18 protein-coding genes are annotated in these 15,160 nt (G+C 39.1%); 3 read left to right on the top strand and 15 right to left on the bottom strand.

The window, feature by feature from the left end; translation table 11 throughout:
* Positions 1-39 precede the first annotated feature (39 nt).
* Positions 40-258: a WYL domain-containing protein gene (locus tag JCM9152_RS24215; RefSeq protein ID WP_035346748.1), complete on the bottom strand. Its 219-nt coding sequence runs from the start codon at positions 256-258 to the stop codon at positions 40-42.
* Entirely contained in the window at positions 191-481 is a 291-nt protein-coding gene (locus JCM9152_RS22095) for a LexA family protein (protein ID WP_081728114.1), read from the bottom strand. The genes JCM9152_RS24215 and JCM9152_RS22095 overlap by 68 nt, the downstream gene beginning before the upstream one ends.
* A gap of 97 nt (positions 482-578) precedes the next feature.
* Between JCM9152_RS22095 and JCM9152_RS21565 the strand changes: the two genes are divergently transcribed.
* A complete protein-coding gene (locus JCM9152_RS21565) occupies positions 579-911 on the top strand; it encodes a YolD-like family protein (RefSeq protein ID WP_052016128.1) in 333 nt (110 codons plus the stop codon).
* Between the two features lie 28 nt (positions 912-939).
* Here JCM9152_RS21565 and JCM9152_RS22755 read toward each other — a convergent pair whose 3' ends face one another.
* From JCM9152_RS22755 to JCM9152_RS18155, 3 genes are all read right to left on the bottom strand, one after another.
* Positions 940-1,104, bottom strand: a complete 165-nt coding sequence (locus tag JCM9152_RS22755) for a hypothetical protein (protein WP_156315011.1) — start codon at positions 1,102-1,104, stop codon at positions 940-942.
* Between the two features lie 16 nt (positions 1,105-1,120).
* On the bottom strand, positions 1,121-2,410 hold the full coding sequence (locus JCM9152_RS18160; protein WP_035346747.1) for a hypothetical protein: 1,290 nt from the start codon (positions 2,408-2,410) through the stop codon (positions 1,121-1,123).
* A gap of 122 nt (positions 2,411-2,532) precedes the next feature.
* Positions 2,533-2,766 (bottom strand): hypothetical protein, encoded by a 234-nt coding sequence (locus tag JCM9152_RS18155; RefSeq protein ID WP_035346746.1) that lies wholly within the window; start codon positions 2,764-2,766, stop codon positions 2,533-2,535.
* Positions 2,767-3,266: 500 nt separating this feature from the next.
* Here JCM9152_RS18155 and JCM9152_RS23795 point away from each other — a divergent pair, with 500 nt between their 5' ends.
* Positions 3,267-3,398, top strand: a complete 132-nt coding sequence (locus JCM9152_RS23795; RefSeq protein WP_268870757.1) for a helix-turn-helix domain-containing protein — start codon at positions 3,267-3,269, stop codon at positions 3,396-3,398.
* 82 nt (positions 3,399-3,480) lie between these two features.
* Here JCM9152_RS23795 and JCM9152_RS22920 read toward each other — a convergent pair whose 3' ends face one another.
* The 6 genes from JCM9152_RS22920 to JCM9152_RS18120 form a co-directional block, all read right to left on the bottom strand.
* Positions 3,481-4,359: a peptidoglycan DD-metalloendopeptidase family protein gene (locus JCM9152_RS22920; protein ID WP_052016127.1), complete on the bottom strand. Its 879-nt coding sequence runs from the start codon at positions 4,357-4,359 to the stop codon at positions 3,481-3,483.
* Positions 4,359-4,808 carry a phage holin family protein gene (locus tag JCM9152_RS18140; protein ID WP_235715755.1) on the bottom strand — a complete coding sequence of 150 codons (450 nt, stop codon included), beginning with the start codon at positions 4,806-4,808 and terminating at the stop codon, positions 4,359-4,361. The genes JCM9152_RS22920 and JCM9152_RS18140 overlap by 1 nt, the downstream gene beginning before the upstream one ends.
* 77 nt (positions 4,809-4,885) lie before the next feature.
* Positions 4,886-5,134, bottom strand: a complete 249-nt coding sequence (locus tag JCM9152_RS18135; protein WP_035346744.1) for a hypothetical protein — start codon at positions 5,132-5,134, stop codon at positions 4,886-4,888.
* A complete protein-coding gene (locus JCM9152_RS18130) occupies positions 5,131-5,313 on the bottom strand; it encodes a hypothetical protein (protein ID WP_035346743.1) in 183 nt (60 codons plus the stop codon). The genes JCM9152_RS18135 and JCM9152_RS18130 overlap by 4 nt, the downstream gene beginning before the upstream one ends.
* 23 nt (positions 5,314-5,336) lie before the next feature.
* Positions 5,337-8,315: a LamG-like jellyroll fold domain-containing protein gene (locus JCM9152_RS18125; RefSeq protein ID WP_035346742.1), complete on the bottom strand. Its 2,979-nt coding sequence runs from the start codon at positions 8,313-8,315 to the stop codon at positions 5,337-5,339.
* Complete coding sequence (locus JCM9152_RS18120) at positions 8,306-9,097, bottom strand: phage tail spike protein (RefSeq protein WP_035346741.1); 792 nt, start codon at positions 9,095-9,097, stop codon at positions 8,306-8,308. Before JCM9152_RS18120 ends, JCM9152_RS18125 begins: the two co-directional genes overlap by 10 nt.
* Before the next feature lie 74 nt (positions 9,098-9,171).
* Between JCM9152_RS18120 and JCM9152_RS18115 the strand changes: the two genes are divergently transcribed.
* Positions 9,172-9,390 (top strand): hypothetical protein, encoded by a 219-nt coding sequence (locus JCM9152_RS18115; protein WP_035346740.1) that lies wholly within the window; start codon positions 9,172-9,174, stop codon positions 9,388-9,390.
* Positions 9,391-9,436: 46 nt separating this feature from the next.
* Here the strand turns inward: JCM9152_RS18115 and JCM9152_RS22745 are convergent, their stop codons facing one another.
* From JCM9152_RS22745 to JCM9152_RS18100, 4 genes are read right to left on the bottom strand one after another with little or no spacing between them, the layout of a single operon-like run.
* Positions 9,437-9,598: a hypothetical protein gene (locus tag JCM9152_RS22745; protein ID WP_156315010.1), complete on the bottom strand. Its 162-nt coding sequence runs from the start codon at positions 9,596-9,598 to the stop codon at positions 9,437-9,439.
* 22 nt (positions 9,599-9,620) lie between these two features.
* Positions 9,621-11,075: a distal tail protein Dit gene (locus tag JCM9152_RS18110; RefSeq protein WP_158318460.1), complete on the bottom strand. Its 1,455-nt coding sequence runs from the start codon at positions 11,073-11,075 to the stop codon at positions 9,621-9,623.
* Positions 11,076-11,079: 4 nt separating this feature from the next.
* A complete protein-coding gene (locus JCM9152_RS18105; RefSeq protein ID WP_052016125.1) occupies positions 11,080-14,583 on the bottom strand; it encodes a tape measure protein in 3,504 nt (1,167 codons plus the stop codon).
* The gene (locus JCM9152_RS18100; protein WP_035346738.1) at positions 14,576-15,151 is read right to left on the bottom strand and encodes a Gp15 family bacteriophage protein; all 576 of its coding nucleotides are present in this window, start codon (positions 15,149-15,151) and stop codon (positions 14,576-14,578) included. The genes JCM9152_RS18105 and JCM9152_RS18100 overlap by 8 nt, the downstream gene beginning before the upstream one ends.
* Positions 15,152-15,160 lie beyond the last annotated feature (9 nt).

The following is a 15,160-nucleotide window of genomic DNA, read 5'->3' as shown; positions in this document are numbered from 1 at the left end:
TCTCCAGTAGGATTAATAGAAATGATTTACACTCCTCTTTCAAAAAGCTTTTGCTCTTTTCCTATAAACATCAGCCGCTAATATATTTTCCAACTTAAACATTCTTCTTTGCTTCTTATAATGACAATAACACACAAGATGAGTTTCATTTACTTTAATTACACTAACGTACCTTTGTGACATTTTCCCTTCATCTGTCAAATAAACGATTTGCACCTTTTCTTTCGACTGAGCTGCCCTTTGCAAAAGTCCCTTCATATATTTCTTCTCCTCTCAACACTCGTAATGTTCTTGGTTTAGATTCAACCCAATCGACATAACCCTTTTTTCTCAATTTAACTAAATGCCCATGCGTAGTAGATGTGGATTTATGGTTAAGTAAATCGGCTAATTCTCTAGTGGTCGGAGCATACTTGTTTTTAATTACATATTCATTAATTTTCACTATTACATTTCTTTGCTTGTTGGTTAATTCATTCATAGTATGTTCACCTCACACTCATTATATACGAACATTAGTTCCTAATCAACTTGAAATAAGAACAAATGTTTGTATATAATATGAGTGAGGTGATCACATGGAAAAATTACAAAGAGGCAATAAATTGTGGGAAATGAAGTTTGTGCTTCCAGAACACACTGCTGCTCTGAAACAATGGCGGGAAGCACAAGACAAAATATCTAAGCCTACACTGGATGAACAGGAACTAATGGAGATTGGTCATGTGGTCATGGATAGCCTTAAGCACGAGTTAGAAGTTAATGTGATTTATTGGGAAGATGGGGACTTTTGTGAGGTCGTTGGTGTAGTGGAGCGGGTGGATCGATACGAGAAATATATAAAATTGCGTACAGAGGATGATATTTTAACGATTAAGGTTGATTGTTTGATGAGTGTTGAAAGAGTATAAAATAGTAGTGAAGCCCCTAAGGTAAAAATCAGGGGCTTCTTCGATCAGAATTTTTATTTTGCTCCTTTTCATTATCAATTACTTCTTTAATACTTTTTAATATCTGTTCTTTTAATTCTGTATCTTCTTTCTTTTCGAAATCCCCTAAGTCTTTATCAGTATTAAACAAATCATTATACGTGGCCATTAACACAATATAACGCCTCCTTTTAAGAATTATTATTGTTAAAATATCTATAATTTAATTCTGGATTAAAGTAGTGCTTTCTTTTAATCCATATAAAGCCGTCAGTTTTAGATATAATTGCAACATCTATAGGACCGCCAACTGACTCAGTTTCCAGTGTCACTCTCTTTTTAAGCGATGCTAAGTTTAGCAATGTTTCTGCTACGACTCCCATTTCCTCCTTTGGCATTAACTGAACCGTATCAAGTATTGGCATGCTAAAATTTTTCCGCTGGTACGTTTGGACATTATTACTTATTTCCCTGTGGATTGAACTAGAGATGCCTTTTAGCTGATCTTTCATTTCCTCATTTAATTCTACTCCTAATTTTTCCTCTAAAACAGATGGGTATACGTTTTTTAATATATCGTAAACAGAACCTAAAATCTGATTTATTATACTTGAATCACTACCAGATAAAAAAGTGTGTACCATTTCCCTTTGAGCGAATGCTTTTATTGAAGCAGTTGGCGTTTCCGTAGTTACATGTGAACCTATCTTAACTGATGAATGCAACTTGTATTTTAATTTAGATAGAAAAATCCCTTCAAATTTATATTCATTTAATCTCGGAAATATTTCTTTAACTCCATATCCTGCTATTACTACCCCAGTTGATATACTTGAGAAAAAATCTTTTGCTAATAACGTTCCTAAAAGATTATTTAATAATATCCGCAAATCACTCGTTACTTCGATATAAATATTTTCATCAATTACATTATTCAACAAATCCTCTTTTTCCTCTAATAATGTTTCAATAAAACCTTTATTGAAGCCATCAATATATTTTACATTCCCTAATTTTTTTAAAGTAGAATTAGCTTCGCTATAGATTAATTCAGAAATTGTTTGGTCTGTTCTATGTTTTTCTTCAATTTGCCGTAACTTTTTATTAACCTGATTCAATATAATTGTTAGGTACGTTGATAATGTTTTATTTAACATAACATCATAAGGATAATTATCAATGAGTAAATCACTCGTTTTTATGTATTCCACAAAATCATTACAATAATCCTCTAAATAATCAAATGTTCTGTCTCCAAGATAACTTCTATACGATTTTATGATCGTTTCCCAAGGTACATTCATAAATTGTGCAGTACCATATATCATAATTCCTACTGGATTTTTTGTAGAAAGCGAAAATAGTTTATTAGCACTATTATATACTTTTTTATTTTCATTTACATCTCCTGAAATAGTTACTGCACTATCTGTAGCCAAAGCTATACCGTGCTTATTAAGAATTGCTATTTGAGCAGTCAATGAACTCACCTCAATAATTTAATTTTACTGAACCTATTCGACACAATCCCTCATTTCCCTTCTTAATTTTTACAATTTATCAAAATACAATAAAAGCCCCTCACACAAGTGAAGGGCTCTTTTCAATCATACGGACGGTACTTTTTGCGGAGCTCCTCAAGCTCTTTTTTCTTTCGTTCCACGGCTGAACGTAAAAACAGTTTTGGTTTTTCTTTTACCGCTCTCAACTTCCCATCCTTCTCCAACCGGTTTACACGTCGCGTTGTCAGTTCTAATATTTCCGCTGCTTCCGTCACAGATACCAATTCTTTTTCTAAGAAGTCAATAAGCTCCTTTTCATTAGAAAAATGATGCATGACTACCCCTTTCTCCAACTCTTCATGATCAAGACAATGCTCGTAATAATACCAGCAATGGTCAAAAGAGTCGTAAAGATATTACTGTAAAACGCCTGTGAAATGATCAAACCAAAAGTGACAATGATGGTACCAAAAGTTAGTCTCTTCATATTTTTATGCTAAACGTGTATAATAGAAATAGGGTGAGGGGCAAAGCCCCTCTTGTCTTAGTCTTTCTTGTCATCTTTGTCTAACCACTGCTTGGTTATCCAACTAACCGAAGCGATGTAGAAGATGACTCGAAGGACTTTTTCTATTTCGTCTAGCATGTTTTCCCCTCCTTTCCTTTGATCTATCTTTATTATACCATACCTAACCTCAAAGAGGAATAGTTTTGTTGTAAATAATTTCATTTTATTTATATGAATTTCATCCGATATATTAGTAAACATAGGCATCAAAGGATATAATTCCAGCAAAATTACAATAATAAAAGAAAAAGAAAAGAAGGTCTGAACATGAAAGAAAAAATAAGGCTGTTACTGGATTCTGATATTAAATCCTACATCATTAGTAAGGAGACAGGAATTCAGCAAAGTACCATTTCGAGGATGAGACAAGGAAAGATTAACATTGGAGGATTACATTAGATACAGCGTTAAAACTTGTTGAGTTTTATGATCTACATAAAGATAGTATTAAGCCCCCACAAGCGTGAGGGCTATTTTTTATTTACTTAATTGTTGCTGACGTATCTGGCCCAGCGTAAATGTTAACTTTACCAAAGTCTCTTGTCTGAATAGTATAAACGTGAGCTTGAGGATTATCTAAAATTTCATAGGACAATCCACCAAACTTAGCAGGGTTTAATCGTCCACTTTCATTACCTACCGTTGGAGCTTTGTCTAATGGATACACTCTCCATGACGCAGCACTACCAGGAAGATATAATGTCTTTGATTGTTTTTTAGATAAAGCTTTTTCAAGTGCAGAGAACGTTTGTGGTCCAGGTACGCCATCTACTTTAATACGTGCATCTTTTTGGAAAGCTCTTACTGCTTTTTCAGTAGCGTCACCAAACTTCCCATCAGCACCCCATCTACCTAAATCATATCCCAATGATATTAGCTCTTCTTGAAGTTCTTTTACAGCAACTCCACTATCACCTTTACGTAAAACATTAGATGAGGTCGAAGGAGTGAGATTTTTCTCCAAGTAATCAACAGGATTCACAGCATTTGACTTTTCAATGTTCCATCGTCCACGATGTAACTCAAAATGTAGATGCTGCCCAAAAGATCGACCAGTGTTGCCCATGATTCCAATTTGCTGACCCTTGCGAACGGTTTGTCCAACTGAAAAACCTCGTGATCCAGTACGCAAATGAGCATAGACCGTTTCCCACGTTTGTCCATTGACCTGATGCGTGATAAAAATAACCTCTCCATAACTCTCTGATACATATGATCGTGATACAGTGCCGTTTGCTACAGCAAAGATCGGTCGTGCTCCTGCTTCCGCAATATCGATACCGTGGTGATCCGGTCTGCTCGATGTTCTAAACCCACTCGTGATTCGTTTTGTGTCTGTCGGCCAAATAAATGTACTCATTATTGATCCTCCCCCTTCAATTTTTCATCCACATCTGATCCAATGACTTCTTTTTTAATTTCCTGTGTTAAGGTCGGACTCTTCTTCGATTCCATCACTTTCAATTTTTCAGCTAAAGTGGCTGGAACTAATACATCAATTTCAGCCATGTTTTCTAAAATGGATAATCCTTCATTTGCAATATAAAAAAGAACGGTTGCGTAAGTAATTGCACCGCCCATCCCTAATATTTGATCCACTACATTGGCCAAGATGATCACGACCAAAATCATTAACTTACGCGCATAACCAAAAAGACTTTTACGACTCCACAGATTACCTTTTTTAATGGCTTTAAAGACACCTGTTAAAATGTCTAATGCCATCAGCAAAAGTAGCAAATGTAAAAACTTCACATCTCCAAATAAGTACATTCTTACGACTTCTAAGTGTTCCAAGTTAATATTCATCAAAATTTCCATCTCCTTTAATATAAAAAGAGCTAGCACAAGTGCCAGCTCCGTTTTTTGACCAAAATAAAAAAGCCTTACTCGACTTCTGTTTCTTCCTCTATTTCTCCCTCAAAATCTTTATTGATTTCCTCTAATAAATGATCTTTCGCAATCTCCTCTAATTGGGCAATCGACTCGTTCCCCTCATATTCCTCTGCCGACAAAACGAGATTCCCACTCGCACTTACAGACCTATCACTATTCCTTGCTGCATAGGAAACCTGTACACTTACCATTTCCCCGTCACTATACCTCGTATTTACTGATCGGACTTCAAAGTTCATTGCGCGTCACTCTCCTCTTTCGTAGTTAAATCCTCAACTTGTTTCTCCAACTCCTCAGCATACTTAATCACCGCTTGTTTAGCAGCTTGTTCAGTAGCCAATTGAACCTCTAGGATAGCGATTTTGTTCGCAAGCTTGGCTTGTACCTCTTTAAAATCATAGTTTAATTGTTGTTTCATCAGAAAACCTCTCCTTTTTGAAATTATGGTGACCTCCAAAATCCTACTGCATAAACAAAAGTTGATAAGTTACTACTTCCGCTAATACTCGACCATTGACGTATAGAGACACTATTTGCTCCCGGAGTCCCTGCAACGTCCGCCCATCTTAAATTACTAGTCGTATGGGTACTTACTGCAATTGGAAAATTCGTATTAAACGACTGTGGAAAACTTACAAACTCTGTATCTGACCTAAATATATTTCCACTGGACACAGTTGCATTCATACTCACCGGATTACACCACACCTCTTGTTTACCGCTACTGTAACGTATCCACCTTCCGTCAGCGTTTGACCCTTGGCTAACGATTGATTCAACAGAACCTCCGTCAACTAAAACATCTCCTGTAAACTTCACACGAAAAGCATCTATTTCAAATTCCGGCACTTGCGGTGATGATTGAAAAGAAATTCCTGTCGCTCTGTAAGAAACAATTCCTTCTTGTACCCCCCCTGAAGAAATTCGTGCCATTTCAAGTCTAGCCTCACTCAACCACATATGCTCACCGCTATTGTCATTCGGATCAAAGTAGCTTGATGTAAACTCACTACCTGATATATTAACCCCGTTAATATCCCCTGCATTAATCGTACCGAGATCCCCCGTGATATCCGATAACACCGACACAGCACCCACCAATTCAATGTTTTCGGCTTGTATCCGAGCGGTGGTCGACGTAAGGTTGATACGTCCGATGATTTCGTTTCCGTTGAAGTCATCTTCTGATACTTTTAGGTCTATCTCAGTCGCTAGTTGGGTGATTTCTGACTCTGCGTTTGTCACGCGCAAACCAACGGATTCTTGGTAAGTGACGGAACCAACTACTATTCCATCGTATCCATTGCCTGTTTCGTCAATTAGAAGGTTGCCAGAATCGTTCATCTTTCTCCATAACCCAAGCATGTTCGAAGGAATGGCAGTAAAAGACCTATTCATATTCGAAATTACTTCCTCTTGAGAAAGTGCACTACTCCATAACCTAAACTCCCCCACTTTTCCTCTTAATGTCCTGTTACTATTTCTTCCAAACATTAAAGTCTCATAATCCAAACTGATAGATGATTGACCACTAGTTGATCTAATTAATACTCCATTTAGATAAACATTCCAGCCATTTGAACCTTCTTTAGTACTAACTGTTAGCAAGTGCCAATCTGTCAAATCAAAGTTAAACTCATCATAATAAATTGGACCTATTCTGTTTGTTCTAAACGTATTAAGATAGATTCTGCTATTACTGTATGGGTATAAATTTCCGTTTGAGTCGTTATGTCCGGTAAATGACCATAATCCAGCATTGCCAGTTGAAGGACTATTGCTATCTAATTTTATCCACGCTTCGATGGTTGCTTCATCTGAATTACCAAGAGCATCTCTTAAACTATTGGGTAGCTCCACCATCCCACCGGAAAATATTAAGTGTCCTATTGACTCAAATCTCGATTCACCACTACCAGCATTTACAGTTGACAAACTATCTACAAACTCCGTTTTCGTCACCCTCAATTCAATCTGTTCCGCTTGCTGACTAATACTACTCTCGGCCGTCGAAACTCTACTTTCTACAGCATCTAACTCTGTTCTAGTAGCTCTTGACTCAATCGCCTCAGCGTTTTGGATAATCTCCGTTTCAGCGTGGGACATACGATACTCTATATCCTCTGGAGCTGGTGTCCAGTCTAATGGAGGTTTTACATTCCCTCTATAGAGACAAATCCAATCAACATTCCAAGGACTAGGTGCGCTATTAGGTGCACAATACACCCTAACTGACCTCCTCCCTGCTTCTGTGGTTTCAACTGACACAAAACTCGCTACCCAATAGTTTGTCCCCTCAACCCTTTCAAATGTCGACCTCGCATTACTTCCTCCATTTTGCCAAATTCTAAAAGTTGGAGGTTCTTCGCAATCACCTTCCAAAACCATTGTGTAGGTTTCACCTGTTATAAAATCTTCTGATAAAGACCATTGTCCCACCAGATAGTCAGTTCCCTCTATCGGAACTCCGGAATTTAATAACAAGTTTCTTGCACCAATTTGCAAATTATTAAACTCCGTCCGAGTCACTCTCTGACTAATCTCGTCAGCCATAATAATCATTTGCGCTGAGTGATCGCTTACCGTATCCGCTACAGCATCAAGGTCCGTTTGATTCGCTTTAAATCCAATCGCTTCCTCGTTTTGAGCAATCAACGTATTATGGTTGCTTAGTGTTTGCACCACACCATCCATATCCGTCTCGTACTCGATGATACCAACATAGTTTAATAGACGTGTATCGACCTCCTCGATCGTGTACACGTCACCTACATTTGCCTTATCGACTAGTTGACCGTCCACATACTCGATCGTAGTCCGATCGGCTAGATCATCAGCAATCTCTTGCATTTTATTGTCGTAGGCTTCTTGAGAGACAGCATAAATCATCGCATCCAGTAACGCTTCTGCTGATCGATCTTCTGCATATATCTTCGCATTATTCTCCGCATCGATGGCTACAATGTCCGCATGATCCTTAGCGTCAACACCAATCAACTCGGCAAATGTTTTTCCTTCTTCAAAAACGTACTCGTCCTTATTATCAATCGTGATCTTATCGTACGTATACTCGATTAAATCTACGATACTGACTTTACGTCGTATTTCAGCCTGAAGCTGTTGCCAAATCGCTTGCACTTCTTCTTCGGTATATTCGATAAAATCACCAAGCTCGACTCGTTTTTGCGATTGATCGATGATATTGCGCTCTTGGGTGTGGACGCGAGCTTCTAAATAAAGCGGAGGATTAAACTTTGTGTCCTTGATCTTAATCGTGTCACCAAAGCGTATCTTTTTGTTAGCTAAACCGGGTACATGTTCTAGATCAGCAATATCAACCTCGTACTCCACCACCTCATTAATACGCTTGTTAAGCTCGGTGCGAGTGTACTGTATCAACTCTTCCTCTGTCATTTCCATACGATCTGATTGAGCTCATACACATCTATTAAATGCTGCAATTCGCCTTGCTCATTCGGACGCCCCCAACGTTGCAGAGCTTCCTCATCTTCAACTAAAACTTCTAGTCGTGTACCGTCTTCATCTGCTGGACCAATACCTCGCAAAGCTGTGTAGATATTATCCGTCTTTTCTATCCGTCGAATACCTTGCAAGTCCTTACCAAGCTCAACCTCACGCCCCTGCCACTGCCCAACACGTTCGAGCAAGTCTACATAACGACCGGTTACTCGATTACCATTTGTCTCGACTCTAAAGCGTAGCTCTAAATCAAACTCATTAGCAACTCGTTTTAAAAATGCGTAAGGATTTGTGTGAGATTCAATGATCAATGTACGGTAGCCACTTCCCTCGACAATACCAGGTCGCCACTCTGTCCCGTTTAACGCCCAACCTAGATACATCGACGGTGTATATTCCGACAGTGTTTGAGGATCAATGACCTTTGCTTTTTTCAGCAATAGATATGTTGCTGATGCATAGACTTCTGCCTCTAATCCATCCGCATTCCGTCGTTTAATCGACTCGTTAATGACAAACTCTTTATACCCTTCATCCTCAGCAGGAATAATCACACGGTTGTGCTTGCCTAAATACTCACTAAAAGATTGATCTGCAAATGTTGTAAACTCAAACGTTTCTAGCGTATCTTTTAACGATTGACGGTGCGTATTATCAATGATGTGTCTAGGTGTAATAACTCCAATTATGTTATCTTGTTGCCCATCTGTAATGTGGATCAATGGCACCAACTCCTTTCTGGTAGGATTTTCCCTTTTTCTGTCGAATAGTGACTGTAGGAGGGAGGTGAATACATATGTCTAAATTAGATCCTAAACCTCAAAATAAAGGTTCTTTATATTCTTGGAAAGAGTTAAATCGAACCCTTCAACTAAACTCCGAAGTTCCAGGAGATGAAGGTCTTTTAATTGATTTACGTCAATTCTCCTTAACCAAAGAAGAAATTATAATTGAAGCAGAAAAACAAGGATATAAAGTTGAAGAACGCAGAGAACATTTTTTGAGACTTAGCTAGTTTTATACTCAGTCACTTACCAGGTGACTGAGCTCCTTGTTTATTTTTACATTTTTAATCCTCCGATAATCATTGTTAGCCTAGACTCTAACTCTAAATTCTTTTGATCCACATCTGAACTTAGTTGATGTAATTGTATTTGAATACTTGATAATTCACCCTTCAATACGTCTATTTCCATTTCTAATTTCTTCACTCTCTCTTCCACAATAACCCCTCCAAATTTTAATTTAGCGATACCTCCGCCTAAACTTGCAACTCGTGTTAAAACTGTTGTCAGGCAACACATATAACTCGTTAGACCCCTTATCCAATTTAAAATACTGTCCACCAAGATCCTTTATATCCGTCCGATCCTCACCGTTGATGAGCAGTTCATCGAGCTTGTGATCAAATGTAATAATATCACCAGGATAAGCGATGTAAGGCGTGTGATCCTCAGTAACTTGACTCAACTCAAATACCTCGACACTATTCATCCGTAATCTAGCAGGTATGACTCGATCTTGATAACTACCAATAAACAAGGTAATGTACTTCAATCGACCTTGCCACTCGTTATTGACATCTTGGTAAGTTCCTTCCCAATGTCTGATATGACGCTGATTCTGCCACTCGCCAATGTAAAAAGAAAATTTCTGTCCTTCCCTTTTTACTCGCAAATAAAAGAGTGTCGTTTCCCTTGCGTTATCAAAGCTGTCAGCATCTCCAATTAAATTACCATTGGCTAATCCACCACCACGGTAATGTCCTACTCGACCAAGTGGCACCCTACGCTTATGATTACGTGAGTTATCTTTCAATCCTAAATGGCCAAGATTATTCAGATTTTCGTCATGGAAATAGATACCCATTCGAAAATTTTCTATTTCACGCCTAGAGATAATATCGAATGTGGATTGAATCTCGAAATTTTGAATAGCGTTAGGCAATTCTTTAAAAACAGCTGGACCACGTTGCTGTTCTCTTGGAGTACCATAATTTTCTGGGCGTATTCCTGCTCCATCTGTACCCATGACACCGTCCACACTATCCACATTGACGTCTACCATGTCTATAGAAGCAGGACTCCAAGTGTCGATTGTGCTTCCATTCTCGTACAACACGCTCGTTCTTGTGTCTACAACCTCGACATCATCATCGGCAGGTATACCGATCATTTGATATTCGCCTGTGTCCTCTCCCTTTTGAATCATAGCAAAGGTGACAGGCTCCGTTACCTCAAACTCAAAGATCGGCTCTGCTTCTGCTGTTCCGTCGTTGGTGAGCGAGACTGAATCAGATGGGAATACGGCTGTGGTTTCGGTACCGTATTTGTAAGGATCGGGGCAATAAAAGTATAAAACCCCTCTACCTAACGTCCCTAGATTGTTCCAGTCTTGTTCTCCATCCAAAAGACCGTAATATATTCTATTAGGTTCACCAGGCAAAATAATAGGTTTAGGCTCTTTAAAATCTAGTAATGCGTTAAGCTGATCTACCTTCCCTATGATCTCCTCTTGATTTGTTCCATAGATGGTAATAGGCACTTCTAACAGTCGCCCATGTCGTTTCGTAGCGGATAAATAGCCACCTTCCATAACTGGTGGAGAGATAATGGTATTTTCTTGCCCCATTATCCCTCGACCTCTAATGTTTAACCCAACACGAACTAGTCCGCTTAGGTCAATACCGTTTACTATCAACACATCACCCCCTAAACTTTCCCTTTGTTGATTTATCCCGATCCATAAACTCACTCACCACTTTATACTGCATCTTACCAACAGCTCTATTATCAAGGTAAACGTCACCGCTCTTATTTGCGATCTTTTCTAGCAACCTCTCAACACGATTCATACTCACATTTGATCCACTATAATTATTGACAATGCTTGCAGTAGCAGCACTGGCATGAGCCATTCTTGATGTTCCTAGCGCTTGCTCTGGTGTTGATGTCAATATCATTCCGTCTGATAGTTTTTCAAGTTCCTTGTAAACAGATTTCGCATTTTCTCTAATTCCTAACGCAATCCCCTCAGGAATAAATCGCCCTACTTCGTCACGCATCGACCTTGATGGAGAGTGTATTCTTAATGCACTCCTCATCGTACTGGCCACACTATTAGCTATATTCCTAGCCGTTGACATTACTTGCCCTCTACCAGCTAATAAACCTTGATTTAGTCCAGCCATAGCATTACGGCCAACCGAATTTAACTGACTTGGAGTGCTGCTATAAGGTCTGATTAAATCGACAGCTAATTTACGCATAGTGCTTACATTTGTATTCGATCCGTTTCTTAACCTCGTCAGCATATTACGCATAGACGTTTGTGTGATAATTGGCAAGCGCTTGAGTGATCTCTCAATATCATTTACCGATCGATCATGGCCTTTCGTAATCGATTGAAAGCTTCTGTCTGAACTTCTAATAACATGTTCAAACATTTTCTCGACTGCTTGAATCACTGCTGTGGTACCGTTACTAATTCCCAAGACTAGGCCTTCTGTGACATTTGTTCCAATCTCTCTAAACACCCTTGATGGACTGTTAACCCCTAATGCTCTCCTAGCAGATTTTGCTGTTTCATCGCCTAATTTCTTAGATGCTGCTTCTGCTATTGGAGTGCCTTTTTCAGTCCCTTCTGCTATGCCTTCTGGTAAAGCACTACCGATTGATTCAAAATCTGCTGCCTCTATTTGTTCCGCTAGAGTTTTTTCTGTATCGGTTACTAAATGGCCAATCGCTTCTATAATACCTGATTCTTCAATCCCTAATGATTTACCCAAAACACCTGTTGCTGTATTTCCGCCTCGAGCGAAAACTTCACTTAAGCCAGCTAGTTCTTCATCAGATGCTTCGACCATTGCTTTAACGTGTCCAGCTGACTCTGGGCCAGCTTGACGCATCTCTTCTAGTAACCCTTCATCAATTCCACGTTCTGCTAAAATTGCGATATTATCAGCCCATTCGCTCATAACACGTTGATTCTCTAACATGTTTTCTTCCATTTCAGCTACAGTGATCGTTACTTCATCACTTAATGTGTCAAACATATCCGTAGCTGCACCCTTGTAATCTTCCCAGGATGATTTCATTGATTCGACCGTTGCTTGCTGTGATTCAGACAAATCTTCAAATGCTATAATTTGATTACTTACTCCGCTTTCAGTTGCTTCAGTAATAGCTTCCATAGATGCAACAAATTGTTCTTCTGTCTCTACTCTCTGATTCTTTAATTCTTCTTCTGTTTCTATCAGTATTTGCTCTTGTTCATCTAATTCTTCAAGCGCTTTCTTTGCCTCTCTAGCATTCCTGCCCCCTTCTTCTTGTAATTCGTTCCACTCTGCCCGTAAGTCGTTAATTTCTCCACGCTTTGATTCTACTTCAAATATTTCTTCTTCGATCTCTAGCATACGTTCTTTTGCGGAAAGCCCAGCTTCTTCCTCTTTCATTAAATCGATACGTGCTTGCAACTGTTCAGATGACATACTTAGTGCATCCGCTTCCTCGTTATATGCCAAGTTCAATCCATCAACTCGATCATTGAGTTGATCTATATACTCGCTTAGTATTTTCTTTTCTGAGGCTGACTTATTTTCTTTATTGGCTAAATCATCTATCCTTTTAGCTAACTCTTCATTCGCTTTAGATGACTCTTTAATTTCTGATTGATTATTTTTGAAAGCGTCAGTGGAACTCTGCATTTCATCATTCAAAGATTGAACCGACTCACCTAAAGCTTCTGTTTCAGCATTAAGTTTTTTGGCTTCATCACTGGACCGTTTAAACCACCTAACTACTCCTACTACAATACCAGCCAATACTCCAATAGCAGCCGTAACCCATCCAATTGGGCCTAATAAAAAACGCCATGCAACACCTAAAGCAGTAGCTGCTGCAGTAGCTATACCTTTTGCTGCTGATAACAAAGTCATTTGGCCTGTATAAAGTAACATTGCCTTTGACGTAGCTCTCATAATGGCATTCTTAGCGGATTCAGCCACGATATATGCATAAATTAAGGCTGTACTCTGTGCCTCGACTAGATTCCTTTTTCCTTTTGCGATTGTCAATATATCAGTTATTAATGCTCCAGCTTGCATGATTGTATTGGACTTTTGAATTGCCGAAGCCGTTGCGGATATAACCGCATGCATGGCGTATGCTGTGGCCAATCCAATCAATGCAGGAGATAGAGCTTTTACAACTGGTAATGTTACCTGGACGCCAGAAGCAAATGCTTTTACAAAAGGTGTAGTCCTATCAATGACATTTCCAATCGCTTGAAAAGATGCGTTCGTAATATTTTTTAAACTATCAATGTTTTGGGCAATATCTTTACCTGTTACCTCTTTTGACAAACGATCGAATCTCTGAATGATATCCGCTACACCACGAGCGACAGCTGTTCTAACGTTTTGCAATGACGTAGCAAGCCCCAAGCTATTCTCTTTGGCCAACTGTGCCATGATACCTGTTCCAGTACCGACTTCAATTAACTTGTCGTTAAACTGATCCATTGTAATGGTACCCTCTTGCAGGGCTTGATAAAGATCGTCTTTTGCACTTTTACCAGCAAAACCAAAGCTTTCAGCAACTTTTATAAGACCTACATCCATCGTTTCCTGCAACGTACGCCATTGTTGCATATCCATATTCCCTGTTTGTAACGCCTGTAAATATTGTTCGGTTCCACGTCTGGCTTGATCAGCACTTGCACCAGAACCTAACAAAGCGTTATTAAGAGCAATCGCAGAATCAGAGGCCTTGTCCATATCGCCAAAAGAACTGTACATCCTTTGAGCAGTAGAAGCAATCTCGTCTAACTTGGTAGGTAAACCATCGATTCCATCTGACAATCGTTCCATAGCACGTTCAGAGTCTTCTGCTGAAACCCCAAGCGCTTGAAGAACTTTTGGGAATTGGTTGAGCGTATCAAATCGTTTTATCGCATCATCCATCGATGCCTTTAACGTCCTAAAAGCCGCCGCACCAATCGCTACCAAACCAAGTGCAGTCGCAAACTTTTTTATATTACTTCCTGCTTTCGGCGCTTCTTTGTTAACACCTTTAAGACCATCTTCTGCCTGTTTTGTACCGTCACCAGCTTTATGCCCTGATGATTCTAAGTTGTCCAACTCTTTTGATGCAACATTAACCTGCTTACCATCCACTTCGATGGCTATACTAATGACACCATCACTCATCGTCGTCCACCTCCTTGTCATTTAATGAAAATTTCCGTTGTAAATCTTTCATATTCTGCCGAAACTCTGCCGAATCACCTTTACTTGGTTTCCATGAACGTATCTCAATGATCCGCTTCATAATCGTATTGCTCGGCAAGCCATTAAGAAGCGCCTGGAATTCCTCCCAGCGCAATTTCCCTTGCTCATGAAAAAGATTCATTCCGTAGGCCTGTCGGAATGAAGCAAAAATGTATTCAGCATCTTTCTCTAAATCAATCAGTTTCTCTTTTTCCTCATCTGTTTTTACAGGCAAAGGATTACCTTTTCGATCATATAAAATAGACTCCTCTTCTTTTATGTGGATAAACTGTTCATAAACGTAATTCCATAAATTGATTGTGGATGACTGATCATATTGTTCTTCACCTAACAGTAAGGACAGACATACCTCTACTCGTTCATAATCTCGTAGGGCTTTATCATCTAGTACGTCAAACACATCTAGCACATTATCAAAAGCTAAATCAATTTGATACTTAATGCCTTCAAATACGAAGCTAGTGACTAGAGGATCATTCAACCTCATAAGCGCCAC

It is taken from the genome of Halalkalibacter hemicellulosilyticusJCM 9152 (assembly GCF_000513115.1).
Lineage (GTDB): Bacteria > Bacillota > Bacilli > Bacillales > Bacillaceae_D > Halalkalibacter > Halalkalibacter hemicellulosilyticus.
Note: the sequence above shows the minus strand (reverse complement) of the source record. Positions and strands in the feature narration are given on the sequence as shown.

Coding starts and splice junctions, on each gene's coding strand:
- JCM9152_RS24215 (WP_035346748.1), bottom strand. CDS start 258: ATGAAGGGACTTTTGCAAAGGGCAGCTCAGTCGAAAGAAAAGGTGCAA.
- JCM9152_RS22095 (WP_081728114.1), bottom strand. CDS start 481: ATGAATGAATTAACCAACAAGCAAAGAAATGTAATAGTGAAAATTAAT.
- JCM9152_RS21565 (WP_052016128.1), top strand. CDS start 579: ATGGAAAAATTACAAAGAGGCAATAAATTGTGGGAAATGAAGTTTGTG.
- JCM9152_RS18155 (WP_035346746.1), bottom strand. CDS start 2,766: ATGCATCATTTTTCTAATGAAAAGGAGCTTATTGACTTCTTAGAAAAA.
- JCM9152_RS23795 (WP_268870757.1), top strand. CDS start 3,267: ATGAAAGAAAAAATAAGGCTGTTACTGGATTCTGATATTAAATCCTAC.
- JCM9152_RS22920 (WP_052016127.1), bottom strand. CDS start 4,359: ATGAGTACATTTATTTGGCCGACAGACACAAAACGAATCACGAGTGGG.
- JCM9152_RS18140 (WP_235715755.1), bottom strand. CDS start 4,808: ATGAATATTAACTTGGAACACTTAGAAGTCGTAAGAATGTACTTATTT.
- JCM9152_RS18135 (WP_035346744.1), bottom strand. CDS start 5,134: ATGAACTTTGAAGTCCGATCAGTAAATACGAGGTATAGTGACGGGGAA.
- JCM9152_RS18130 (WP_035346743.1), bottom strand. CDS start 5,313: ATGAAACAACAATTAAACTATGATTTTAAAGAGGTACAAGCCAAGCTT.
- JCM9152_RS18125 (WP_035346742.1), bottom strand. CDS start 8,315: ATGGAAATGACAGAGGAAGAGTTGATACAGTACACTCGCACCGAGCTT.
- JCM9152_RS18115 (WP_035346740.1), top strand. CDS start 9,172: ATGTCTAAATTAGATCCTAAACCTCAAAATAAAGGTTCTTTATATTCT.
- JCM9152_RS18105 (WP_052016125.1), bottom strand. CDS start 14,583: ATGAGTGATGGTGTCATTAGTATAGCCATCGAAGTGGATGGTAAGCAG.
- JCM9152_RS18100 (WP_035346738.1), bottom strand. CDS start 15,151: ATGAGGTTGAATGATCCTCTAGTCACTAGCTTCGTATTTGAAGGCATT.